Genomic DNA, 11,902 nt, shown 5'->3' with positions numbered 1-11,902 from the left:
CCCAGCCGCCGTAAAAATCCCCCGGCTGCGGAAAGACGCGCTCCTCCCCCACAAAACAGGCGTCCATCAGTCCTGCGTAGAATGCCACATGGCCCGCGATGCGGGTGAAGCCGGCTGAGGGGCGCTCGTAGGTCCATGCCGCGCGGCTGGCGACCTTTCCTGCCACTACGACATCGAAATACTGCGCTTGCCCTTTCCATTCGCAAAAGCTGCCACCGCCGACAGGGACAAGATCGGCGTGGATGTCACCGCGCGGGAAATAGTAGGTGGGCGCGTGATGCGTCTCCAGAACGCGCAGCCCCTTGCTGGTATCGGCGACGATTTGATCGGCGAGCATCACGCGCAGATGGTGCGGAACGTCTTCAAGGCTGGGCGGGCGCGGATAGTCCTGAACATTCTCGATGGGAAGTGACTGCATGGTCGTCTCCTGGATGGGCTGGCCTTGGTTCAGAATGTGACGAAGTGCGTGTCCTCATCAGCGACGGGGGCACCGCTGAAGTCGGCCTCGTCAGGAATCCGGCCGAAGGCGATCTTGGCACCGACGTAGCCACCCGGCACCTCCGTCTGTGGTCCCATTGACAGCGCCTGCGGTCCCAGCTTCGCGCGCAGGCCGTCCATCAGATCGCTGACCTTTTCCCACTTGGCGCGGTCGGCTGTCTCCGATGCGCCACCTGACACGCTGGGGGATGCCGCGAACAGGTCGCCCATGATCTCGGCCTCTGCGATCAGGCCGTGGATCATCACGCTCACCGATCCGGGCTGGAACGGCAGTCTGCGCTCCGCTTCTGCAAGTCCTGCACCGAGGGCCGTCATGAAGGTGTGGTCGTCGCGGGCCGGTGCTAAGTGCCCTTCCCAGCTCCACTGTTCAACATCCACGCGCTGACCCGCCGCGTTTCGTGTGCCGCTTCCTCTAAAGCTGAGCGTCAGCCTTGTCGCACGCACCTCGGCGCGGCGCACCCGCCGGCCGGCGCTTTCGGTCAGGAGGCGCGCACAGATTTTCACCTTCTCCGGGTTGCGCCAGTCCCGCGGCAGGATCCGGCTATGGCCGAACATGCTTTTCTTCGTGGCCGGGCGTTCCGTGTGATAGCCATGCACGCCGTTCCAGAACCGCTCGCCCTCGACGCTGCCCCAGATGGCCCGCGCCTGCTTGGGAGCCAGCGCCCAGAGACCGTTGAAGTCGTGGACCTGCGCCGCCTCCAGCCGCGCGCACATGCCTTTCGAGATGCCCGGAAGATCACCGAGGTCGATGCCGGCCAGGGCCTGCGGCAGATCCTCAGCCTCGATCAGCCTGAACCCGTCCGGCTTTTGCAGCTCCGCCGCGATCTTGGCCAGCAGTTCGGTTGGTGCCATCCCGATGGAGCAGGTCAGCACGTTACTAAACGCGGTCGACAGCGCCGTTTTCAGCTGCCGGGCCAGATCCTCAGCGCGATCGCCTTCTGACGGCAGCAGGTTGCAGACAACTTCGTCAATCGACCTGACGTGAGCCACGGGCACGACACTTTCGATCACGTCGAGGATACGCTTGTGCAGGCGCACGTAGACGTCGTGCCGTGCGACGACGAAGATCATGTCCGGGATGATCTCGCGCGCCTTCAGGATCGGCATGTTCGATTTGACGCCCCGTGCCTTGGCCTCGCGGCTGACCGCGATGCAGCCAGTGTGCAGGGCGTCCAAGGGCACGACACCGACTGGGTGCCCGCGCAGGTCCGAATTGAAGTGCTGTTCTGCGGATGCGAAGAAACTATCGAAATCGAGATAGAGCCGCTCGATGCCGCGCGCCTGACCGCGTGAATGCTGTGTCATCGAGAGCTCCGGGCCGGGAGTGGTCATGATAGCCTTTAGTGTGTGCGGGACAATGCGACATCTCAGGGCGCGGCTGGAGCGAAAACGGGGATCGACTTGTTGGCGCGGCTTGACAGGTCGGACGCAGGTGGCAGATATAATGAGAACATAGCAAGAACAAAAAGAGGAGTCGAGGATGCCCCTCCATCCCATCGATGCCCCCATTCTGGCGGAACGGCAGATCATCGGCCTGCCTGCCATGCGGGTCAGTGCGGGCTTTCCGTCGCCGGCAGGGGATGATCTGGAGGACGAGATCGATCCGATCGCATGGGTCGTGCGGCATCCCGCCTCGACCTTCTGGTGGCGCGTGGAGGGCGACTGCCTCTGGGACGTTGGCATCCGGGATGGTGACATCATCGCTGTCGACCGTGCCGGCAAGCGGCGACTGGGGCGCGCTGTGCTGGCCGTCGTCGAGGGGGCGGTCACCGCTAAGATTTTGCGCAAGCGTGACGGCCGGTTCTACCTGGCACCGGCCAACAGCCGCGAGCAGTTTCCCGACATCGAACTGACCGAGGACAGTGAGATCTGGGGTGTCATCGCCGGCGTCGTGCGGCGGTATGATCTGGCGTGACCCGGCCCATCGCGATCAGCGACAGCGCGAACTTCTACGTGAGCGCCGAGCGGATCTTTGACCCCACGCTGAAGAATGTCCCGGTCATCGTGTTGTCGAACAATGACGGCTGCGCCGTGGCCCGCAGTGACGAAGCCAAGGCCCTGGGTATCAAGATGGGCGAACCGCTCCATCTGATCCGCGACAAGGTCGAGGCGCACGGCATCCGCGTGTTCTCGTCGAACTACACCCTCTACGGGGACATCAGCCGACGGGTGGTGGAGGTCTACGAGGATTACACGCCGACCGTGGAGATCTACTCGATCGACGAGTGCTTTCTGGACTTCACCGGGTTCAAGGACCGCACCGCCCACGCCAAAGCGCTCCGCCGCGATGTGTTGCGCCGGGTGGGCGTGCCCGTGCGGGTCGGCATCGCGCCCACGAAAACCTTGGCGAAATGCGCCAATGACATCGCCAAGAAGAACCCGATCTTCGCGGGCGTGCTGGATATGATGGACTCGGCGCTGGCCGACTGGCTGCTGCCGCTCGTGCCTGTCGGCGACATCTGGGGGATCGGTTTGAAGATACAAGGAAAGTTGCAGGGGATCGGCATCGGCACGGCGGCAGAGCTGCGGGATATGCCGCTGCGTCAGGCCCGCGCTCTCGGCACCGTCGTGTTGGAGCGCACCGTGCTGGAGTTGCAGGGAGAACCTTGCATTGCCTTCAACGACGTGGAGCCACAGCGCAAGGGCATGGCGGTGACACGGTCCTCCGGCACGCCGATGAAAGACTTCGATACGCTGTTTCAGGCGATCACCGCCCATGCCACGCGCGCGGCCGAAAAGCTGCGCCAACATGGGCTGGTGGCGGGGACGCTGACCGTGTTCTTTCACACGAACCGGCATCGACCGGATCGCCCCCAGTATGCAGGATCCCGGTCGACACGATTGACGCCAATGTCGTCGGACACGTTCGATCTCATCGGTGCGGCGAAGCGCTGCGCATTGGCGGCCTGGCCTAAGATCGGTGCGGCATCCTACGGGTTCACCAAGGCCGGCGTGTTGCTCGATGACTTGCTGCCTTACGAGCAACGGCCGCTGACCTTGTTCGACACTTATCGGGAGGGATCGCCAGCACTCATGCACGCCTTGGACGAGGTCAATGGGCGGTTTGGCAAGAAGACGATGGTTTTGGCCAGCGAGGGCATGACGCGATCCTGGCAGCTGCGAGCGGATCACCGCAGTCCTCGCTACACGACAAGGCTGAGCGACTTGCCGGTGGTGAGGTGAGCGGTCATTGATGTTGCGGACCCACTCTGGCAGCATATTTCCAACCCGGCTCAGCGCCCAGCAGGCAATTATCAGACGCGGCGCTATACTCAGACCGATGTGCAAAGAGCGAACGACAACCTGGGTTTTGGCGATGGCGGCAGTTCTTGTCGCGGTGCTGTCTGTCGTCATGCTCGAACGTCAGCGCGACGGCGTGTCGTCTGAGCGTATGACCCTCGCCTCGACCCCGGTCACGGTCTGGCGGTCCAATGAGATCGAAGGCGGCCCGCTTGTGGTCGTCGCCCATGGCTACGCCGGATCACGCCAGATGATGCAGCCGATCTCGATTGCCTTGGCGCGCGCGGGCTTCGTTGTTGCCGCCTTCGATTTCCTCGGTCACGGGCGCAATACGGATCCGATGACGGGCGATGTGGCTTCGCTCGAGGGCGCAACCGCACGACTGGTGGAGCAGACCATTGCGGTTGCACAGGCGGCACGCGACCTGCCGGGCGTCACGGGGCCGATCTCGCTGGTCGGTCACTCGATGGCGACGGACGTGGTGATCCGAACTGCGGAGCGGATCGATGATGTCGCTGCGGTCGTTGCGATCTCGATGTATTCCGACGCCGTCACCCCGAACTCACCCGAGCGGCTGTTGATCGTGTCCGGTGCGCGGGAAGGCCGGTTGCGCGATGTCGCGCTGGGCCGCCTGCACCAGATCGATACAGAGGCGATAGAAGGGGAGACCGTTACGAATGGCGCTGTCGTGCGACGCGCGGTCGCCGCGCCGTCGGTCGGTCATGTCGGCGTGCTCTACAGCCAGTTTACGCTGACCGAAGTGCGCGATTGGATCGCGGCTACCGCGGGTAGCAAATCGGTTGGTCCGCTTCCCCATATTGCACCTTGGCTCTTGACGCTTCTGATCTCGCTTGTCGTGCTGATGTGGCCACTGAGCAATGCGCTGGGCCCACCTCTGGTGCGACCAGCGCAACTGGGACGCCGAATAATCTTGATCCTCGTGGCACCTATCGCTCCGGCCTTGTTGGCCGCGATCGTGATACTGCCTGGCATGGGAGGTCTGTTCGCATTCGGCGCTCTGACTGTCTTCACTGGAACTTGGGGTGCCGTTCAGCTTGCTCTCTTATGGCGCGTCGGTGTGCGCCCCGCACGCATTCGCCCACGGGCGATTGCCCTGATGCTGGTCTGGGGCCTCGGCATTTTCGCGCTGGCACTTAACCACTACGGAGCAGCCTTCGTGCCTACCGGGAGGCGCCTCGGGATCATGTTGATGCTGATGCTCGGAACCGTCCCGTTTTGCGTTGCGGACGCTTTGGTGGTCGCCCGATCGGGTTGGATCGCCTCGCTAGGCCAAAGGATCCTACCCTTGCTTACTCTACTTTGCGCAATGCTGGTTTCGACAGAGCTCGGAATCGCGTTCACCGTGCTTCCGGTGATGGTCCTGTTCTGGATGGTCTACGGGCTTGCAGGTGGCTGGGTTCAGAAACGCAGTGATCCGACTTCAGTGGGCTTCGTTCTCGGCGTGATCCTCGCGTGGTCAGTCGCCGCCAGCACGCCCTTGGTGGCATCATGAAACGTCTATTAACACACTGGTGCCAAGAAAATCAGTGCGGACGGAGGCGACCACTGTCCGCTTGCAGCGAACGTTCGACACGATGAGTTGGCAACTGCACTTTCGGCCCACAGCTGCCGTCCATCCGACCCAGGTGTGCCGCATTGCAGCTTCCCCAAAGCGGACATTCGTGCACCGCACAGCATTTTCAAAGTGCGAATGACGGCAGCAAGGACGGAGCCGAAAATCGTAATGTAAGTCGGATATTCACAGATTGGTTAGTCTCGAACGACAGTGCTGTCTTTCTGTTGAGCCAAAATTTTATTGCAATTTTAAATGACTTAGGGCAACATTACGCTAGTTCTAAGGGTGACACTGATGGATCGCGAAAAACGAATTTTATCGCTCACATCTGCTCTTGTTGCATTGGTTCATCGTAAGATCGAAGACGCGGGGCCGCCAGTCGGACAGCAGACCCAGACTGACCATGATTATGCAGAGTGGGTGTCTCGAATGGTTGCGTCACACCCAGCGCCAAACAGACCCACGCAGCTGTTTGAGGTGCCCCCCGAAAACTGGACACTGACGTAAGCTCTAAATTGCTGTCTGCTGATCTTCACCACGAAGGAGATCGAAGATGTCGAAACGAAAGCAGCATGCCCCTGAGTTCAAGGCGAAGGTGGCGTTGGAAGCGCTGAAAGGCGAGGCAACCGTTGCGGAGCTGGTGAGCCGGTTCGGCGTGCATCCGACGATGATCAATCAATGGAAACGTGCGCTGCTGGACGGCGCGTCCGGTGTCTTCGAACGCGGCGGCGGAAGACGCCGGTGATCGATGAGGATCAGGTCAGGGACCTGCATGCCAAGATTGGGGAGCTGGCGGTGGCCAACTCTTTTTTGGAAAGAAAGCTGAAGCCTTGGGGCGGCAAGTGAGGCGGGGCACGATCGAACCTGACCATCCAGACCTGTCGATCGGCCAGCAGTGTGCCCTGCTATCGATCCCGCGCTCGTCTTTCTACTACACCCCGCAGGGTGAGACGGCGCGGAACCTTGCGCTGATGCGGTTGATCGATGTGCAGTTCCTCGACACGCCGTTCTTCGGCGTTTGTCAGATGACATGGCACCTGCGCAACGAGGGCCACGAGGTGAATGAGAAGCGCATCCGTCGGCTCATGCGCCTTATGGGGCTGATGCCAATCTACCAGAAGCCCAACACCAGTAAGCCTGCGAAGGGGCACAAGACCTACCCCTATCTCCTGCGCGGCCTGCGGGTGGACCGGCCAAATCAGGTCTGGTGCGTGGACATCACCTATCTGCCGATGCGTCGCGGGTTCCTCTATCTGGTGGCGATCATGGACTGGCATACCAGGATGGTTCTGTCGTGGCGGATCTCGAACACGCTGGACGCGGACTTCTGCGTCGAGGCGCTGAACGAGGCCATCTATCGGTTCGGACCACCGGACATCATGAACAGTGATCAGGGGTCCCAATTCACATCCTTCGCCTGGACAGACCGTCTGCGCCGGTCCGGGATCCGCATCTCGATGAACGGCAAGGGTCGCTACCTGGACAACATCTTCATCGAGCGCCTGTGGCGCACCCTGAAATACGAGTGCGTCTATCTGTATGCCTGGGAGACCGGGTCACAGGCCCGCGCCGGCGTCCGCAACTGGATGGAGTTCTACAATCACCGCCGCCCGCACAAGGCCCTTGGCGGACAGCCACCGGCAGTGGTCTACTCACGGCAAATCGAAGCAACGCAACCCGATCAGCAGGAGCAGATCAGAGCTTAAAAAGCGCCAGATCCTGTCCAAGAGATGGGGAGCACCTCAGTTTGCCTACGGTTCTTTAATATGGAAACCCGAGATCGAGCATGTTGGCGAACGGAGTGGTGTTTTGCATGGCTGGCACCGTTCGTTCTGTCTGCGCCAGTTGCGTTTTCGCGCAACCCCGGAAAACCCTGGGCTGATGATGTCCCTCGATCAAGGCGGGGAGTGTCAGGGCGTGTTGTTCGAGTTACCCGAAGAGGACCTAGAGACGCAACTCGACCGACTTTTCCGGCGCGAGTTTACAGTAAAGCCAAACACGAACGAGCCTCGCTGGGTGACCGTGGATACAGATTCCGCACCGGTTGAGGCGCTGGCATTCGTGATGAGCCGAACATCTGAGCTGTATGCCGGGGATATTCCGTTGGAGGAAGTTGCCGATATTCTGGCCAGGTGTTGCGGACATCTGGGAACTGGTGCCGAGTATCTGTTGAACACGGTTACTCAGCTTGAGGCACGCGGTCTGCACGACCCGCAGCTATGGCGCTTGCAAGAACTCGTTTCTGAGCGTATCGGGCCAGTCTGACTTCGGGCGAGAGCGTCCCTCGTTTCGAACTAACAATTTGCTCGATTTCAACGGCAGCTGAGGGCTCTGACCTGCCGTTCGCTGCGGTCGCGAACAAAATCCACGCTGAACCGGACGACGAATGGCGGCAGAGCGGGACAAACTCACCCTTCGCTGCGGCTGCGCGAATGGCCGCTTTCAGCAGTCGTGCCAAAACGCTTTGAACCTTTATTGACAATAACGACGATGACTACTGGCGCAATTCAAGACGTCTCTTCCAATGCAGCGTGGCCGCAACAGCAAAAACAGCAGAGCCGACGAGCAAAGCTGCGGCGCAGCCGAAGGTCCCGCTCCATCCGACGCGGTCGAACATGAACCCGCCGCCCGCTGCCCCCAGGGCGATGGCGAACTGGATGACCGCGACCTGCAAGCCGCCGCCTTCCTCGGCGTCGTCTGGCACGACGCGGCTGACCCAGGTGCCCCAGCCCACCGGGGCGGCCGTTGCGACGAAACCCCAGACCATGAGCAGGACGGCAATCGGGATCTGCCGCGGTGTAACGGCGATCAGCAGAACTGCGACAGACGCCATCAGCAATGGGATAGCGATGTTGATGACATGGAGGTGTCGGGTCAGCAGTTTGCTGACAACCCATGACCCCACAACCCCTGCAAGGCCGAGCCCGAGAAGGACAAGTGACAGCGAGTTGACCGAGTAGCCTGCCACGCCTTCGAGGTAAGGGCGCAGGTAGGTGAACAGTGTGAATTGGCCCACGAACAGCAACAGGATCGCTGACATGCCAAGGGCCACCTGCGGTCGCAGCAACAAGGCGAAGACATTGACCCGCGCGGCACGGCCAAGCGGCGGTAGGGACGGCATGCTGACCCGTTGCCAGACCAGCGCCGCAAGGCCGAGTGGCACAACGAGGAAGAATGCACCGCGCCAGCCGATGATCTCTCCCAGAAAGGCACCCAGCGGCGCGGATACCGTCGCCGCGATCGCGACGCCAGCGTTCAACGTGGCAAGTCCCCAGGGCACGTCGCCAGCAGGAACGAGTCGCATGATGATCGCCGTCGACATGCCCCAGAACCCGCCAACGGCGATCCCGAGCATCGACCGCCCGACCATCAAGGTCAGGTAGTCTGGCGCGAACGTGACGATGAGGCCGGACAGTATAAGCATGGCAGAGAAGGCCGACAGCACCGTCTTGCGATCGATCCCCCGGGTCACGCTGGCGACCGAAAGACTGGTGATGACCGCGAAGAGGCCGGAGATCGAGATTGCCTGTCCCGCCCGCCCTTCCGTCACGCCCAGATCGGCCGCGATCGGGGTCAGCAGGCTGACCGGCATGAACTCCGACGCGATCAGTGCCGTGACGCAGAGAGCCATCGACAAGACGGCCCCGGTCGCGGGTTCCGCGGTGGAGGCGGGGCGAAGGCTGGTCATGGTCATTGGCTACCTACAGAAGGTTTGAATCGGTACAGGAATTTCGGTGGACGGGGTCCCGCCCCAAGGCACGCGGCGCAAATGCCATGGGGCGGTCGGCGGCAGCCGGTGAGGATCATCCACCGTAGTCGGCGTCGCTGACCTGTTCCAGCCAGGTGACAGGACTGCCGTCGATGCTTTCCTGCACGGCGATGTGGGACATGGCTGTCTGTGGCGATGCGCCGTGCCAGTGCTTTTCACCGGCTGGGAACCAGACGACATCGCCGGGACGGATCTCCTCGATCGGATCGCCCTCGCGCTGCACACGGCCCATGCCTGCGGTCACGATCAGCGCCTGCCCTGCGGGGTGGGTGTGCCAGGCCGTCCGGGCACCGGGCTCGAACATCACCAGCGCACTTGCGCTGCGGCTCGGGGCCTCGGCCGTGAACAGGGGGTCGATCCGGACTTGGCCGGTGAAATAGTCGGCCGGGCCGGGACCCGATGGTTGCGATCCTGCGCGCATGATCTTCATGAGATGTCCTTTCAAGGGTTTGGCCCGCGGAGGCCGCTGTCGCTTTCCGGCATGAGAGCCGGAGCGTGTCTTTCCGCGCGAACAGAAGCCCTTCGGCGCGGCGAGGTCAGAGCAGCTGGGCGGTAGGACGGAAGATGATCTCGTTCACGTCCACATCCTCGGGCTGGCCGATCGCAAAGGCTGCCATCCGCGCGAAGCTGTTGGCCGGTATACCGACCTGACCGACGTAGTCGCTGTTGGCCGCCTTCACCTCCACGTCCGAGATGTGGTCCAGCAGCTCAGTCTTGACTGCACCGGGGCAGAGTGTCGTGGTGCGGATGTTGTAGGGCTTCACCTCTTGCCGTAGCCCCTCGCAGATCGCGCGGACGGCATACTTGGTGCCCGAGTAGACGGCCGAGGCCGGGAAGACGAGATGACCGGCCACCGAGGATGTGGTGATTATCTGACCGGATTTCTGGGTCTTCATGTGCGGCAGGGCTGCCGCGATGCCGTGCAGAACACCGCGGATGTTCACGTCGATCATCCGGTCCCACTCGTCGACCTTCAGGCTCTCGATCGGCGACAGAGGCATCAGACCTGCGTTGTTGATCAGCACATCGATGCGGCCGAAGGTTTCGACGGCGGCATCGACGAGGGCTTGCACATCGGCCAGCACAGTGACGTCGGTCGCCACGGCCAGCGCCTCGCCGCCTGCGGATGTGATCTCCGAGACCAATGCTCCGAGCCGGTCCGCGCGGCGCGCGCCAAGCACGACTTTCGCGCCTTCCGCGGCCAGATGGCGGGCCGCGGCCTCGCCCAAGCCGCTGGAAGCGCCGGTAATGACGACGACCTTGCCGGTGATATTGTTGCTCATCATGGTTCTCCGAATAGTATTGGAATGTCGGGACAGACCCCGCCGTGAGAGGCCGTCGACATCAGTCCACGGCCTCGATTGAAATGGTGACTGGGTCGGGGTGGTCGAAGATTAACACGTCGCCCGGCACCTCGCCAAGAACGACGATCCCCGGAGAGGGCACGCGGCCCGCTCGGTAGTAGATGACGAAATCGCCCGTGCTCCACAGCCCGAGGGTGCCCAACGCGAAGTCGCGCTGGCGTGGGGCTGACGGCAAATCCTGCGGCAGTGTCCCGGTCTTTTCCTGCCGCAGGTGGTCGCGCATCGACAACTCCAGCGGCAACATCGCGCGCAGCGCCTGCGCCGCCGCATTGTCGTGCAGCGTGGCAATGATGCTGTCGTTTCCGCTGGTGATACGAATGCGATCCTGGGCCATGGCAGGCAAGCTCGCTCCTGTAAGGGTCATTGAAAGCAGTATCGTGCGCAGCATGTCTGCTCCTTTCGTGGGACGGGGGAGGGATGAGGTGTGTCACTCTCTCTCCACGCGTCAGTTGACGAAGAGATAGGCCATTTGCGTCAGAGCGATTAGTGAGATAATTCCGCATGGACTTATCGATCTTGCCGATCAATCATCTTGGGGCAGACAGGAGCACCCCATGCGCAAACCCGACTTTAACGATCTCGTCTGGTTTCAGGCCGTGGCCGAGTTGCGCAGCTTCACCAAGGCCGCCGCCCGCATCGGCGTGGCGCAGTCCACGCTCAGCCAGCGGATCAAGGAGCTCGAGATGCGAATGGGCTTTCCGCTTCTGACGCGCACCACGCGCAACGTCGCACCGACGCCCGCAGGCGAACGGCTGCTGGCGACAATTACCCCTCGGTTTGCCGCCATCGAGGACGACATCGCCGACTTGATGGCCCTGCGCGACACGCCGTCCGGGTCGATCCGCCTCACGCTGTCAGACCACGCCTTCGACAGCGTCGTTTGGCCGAAGCTGAAGCCGGTTCTCGCCGCGCACCCAGGTATCGCCATCGAGTTCAGCATCGACGGCGCCTTCCGCAACATCGTCGAGGACGGTTTCGACGCCGGGGTCCGGCTCGGTGAAAGCATCGAGAAGGACATGATCGCGGTGCGGATCGGCCCGGACTGGCGGCTGGTGGCGATTGCCTCCCCCGACTACATCACGCACCATGGCACGCCGGAGCATCCTCAGGATCTGCTGCATCACAGCTGCATCGGCATGCGGCACATCACGTCCGGGGGTCTTTATGCGTGGGAGTTCGAGCGGGGCGGCCAGCCATTGCGGGTGCGCGTCGATGGTCAGATGACCTTCAACAACTCCTACGCGATGATCGACGCGGCTGTGATGGGGCTGGGGATCGCCTACGTGCCCGAAGATATTGTGGCCGATGAAATGGAGGCGGGAACACTGGTCCAGGTGCTGGGCGGCTGGTCGCCCTTCTTCGAGGGATACTACCTCTACTACCCAAGCCGACGTCAGAACGTCCCCGTGTTCAAGATTTTGACGGACGCACTGCGGCACAAGAGTTGAACTCTAG

Annotated in this window: 11 protein-coding genes and 1 pseudogene; 6 read left to right on the top strand and 6 right to left on the bottom strand. The window is 62.1% G+C overall.

Features of this window, described 5'->3' with window-relative positions:
* Together ACOI1H_RS20520 and ACOI1H_RS20515 are read right to left on the bottom strand one after the other, a co-directional pair.
* Window positions 1-418 (bottom strand): DUF427 domain-containing protein (locus ACOI1H_RS20520; protein ID WP_422439777.1); only part of this gene is annotated, 418 nt, incomplete at its 3' end.
* Between the two features lie 29 nt (window positions 419-447).
* Complete coding sequence (locus ACOI1H_RS20515; protein ID WP_422439776.1) at window positions 448-1,830, bottom strand: Y-family DNA polymerase; 1,383 nt, start codon at window positions 1,828-1,830, stop codon at window positions 448-450.
* A gap of 148 nt (window positions 1,831-1,978) precedes the next feature.
* Here ACOI1H_RS20515 and ACOI1H_RS20510 point away from each other — a divergent pair, with 148 nt between their 5' ends.
* From ACOI1H_RS20510 to ACOI1H_RS20490, 5 genes and pseudogenes are all read left to right on the top strand, one after another.
* Window positions 1,979-2,413 carry a LexA family protein gene (locus ACOI1H_RS20510; RefSeq protein WP_422439775.1) on the top strand — a complete coding sequence of 145 codons (435 nt, stop codon included), beginning with the start codon at window positions 1,979-1,981 and terminating at the stop codon, window positions 2,411-2,413.
* Complete coding sequence (locus ACOI1H_RS20505) at window positions 2,410-3,681, top strand: Y-family DNA polymerase (protein ID WP_422439773.1); 1,272 nt, start codon at window positions 2,410-2,412, stop codon at window positions 3,679-3,681. The genes ACOI1H_RS20510 and ACOI1H_RS20505 overlap by 4 nt, the downstream gene beginning before the upstream one ends.
* Before the next feature lie 133 nt (window positions 3,682-3,814).
* Complete coding sequence (locus ACOI1H_RS20500) at window positions 3,815-5,251, top strand: alpha/beta hydrolase (protein ID WP_422439772.1); 1,437 nt, start codon at window positions 3,815-3,817, stop codon at window positions 5,249-5,251.
* Between the two features lie 616 nt (window positions 5,252-5,867).
* A pseudogene (locus tag ACOI1H_RS20495) lies at window positions 5,868-7,020 on the top strand (IS3 family transposase).
* Window positions 6,938-7,579, top strand: a complete 642-nt coding sequence (locus ACOI1H_RS20490; RefSeq protein ID WP_422439770.1) for a gamma-glutamylcyclotransferase — start codon at window positions 6,938-6,940, stop codon at window positions 7,577-7,579. The pseudogene ACOI1H_RS20495 and the gene ACOI1H_RS20490 overlap by 83 nt, the downstream one beginning before the upstream one ends.
* 229 nt (window positions 7,580-7,808) lie before the next feature.
* Here ACOI1H_RS20490 and ACOI1H_RS20485 read toward each other — a convergent pair whose 3' ends face one another.
* The 4 genes from ACOI1H_RS20485 to ACOI1H_RS20470 form a co-directional block, all read right to left on the bottom strand.
* Window positions 7,809-9,002, bottom strand: coding sequence for an MFS transporter (locus ACOI1H_RS20485; RefSeq protein ID WP_422439768.1), 1,194 nt, complete (start codon window positions 9,000-9,002; stop codon window positions 7,809-7,811).
* A 115-nt stretch (window positions 9,003-9,117) separates the two neighbouring features.
* Window positions 9,118-9,513, bottom strand: a complete 396-nt coding sequence (locus ACOI1H_RS20480; protein ID WP_422439766.1) for a (R)-mandelonitrile lyase — start codon at window positions 9,511-9,513, stop codon at window positions 9,118-9,120.
* A gap of 106 nt (window positions 9,514-9,619) precedes the next feature.
* Window positions 9,620-10,369, bottom strand: coding sequence for an SDR family oxidoreductase (locus ACOI1H_RS20475; RefSeq protein WP_422439765.1), 750 nt, complete (start codon window positions 10,367-10,369; stop codon window positions 9,620-9,622).
* Window positions 10,370-10,427: 58 nt separating this feature from the next.
* Window positions 10,428-10,835 carry a cyclophilin-like fold protein gene (locus ACOI1H_RS20470; RefSeq protein WP_422439763.1) on the bottom strand — a complete coding sequence of 136 codons (408 nt, stop codon included), beginning with the start codon at window positions 10,833-10,835 and terminating at the stop codon, window positions 10,428-10,430.
* A gap of 166 nt (window positions 10,836-11,001) precedes the next feature.
* On the opposite strand from ACOI1H_RS20470, the gene ACOI1H_RS20465 reads away from it, so the two are divergent.
* On the top strand, window positions 11,002-11,895 hold the full coding sequence (locus ACOI1H_RS20465) for a LysR family transcriptional regulator (protein ID WP_422439761.1): 894 nt from the start codon (window positions 11,002-11,004) through the stop codon (window positions 11,893-11,895).
* Window positions 11,896-11,902 lie beyond the last annotated feature (7 nt).

Source organism: Loktanella sp. DJP18, assembly GCF_049310965.1.
GTDB lineage: Bacteria > Pseudomonadota > Alphaproteobacteria > Rhodobacterales > Rhodobacteraceae > Loktanella.
Note: the sequence above shows the minus strand (reverse complement) of the source record. Positions and strands in the feature narration are given on the sequence as shown.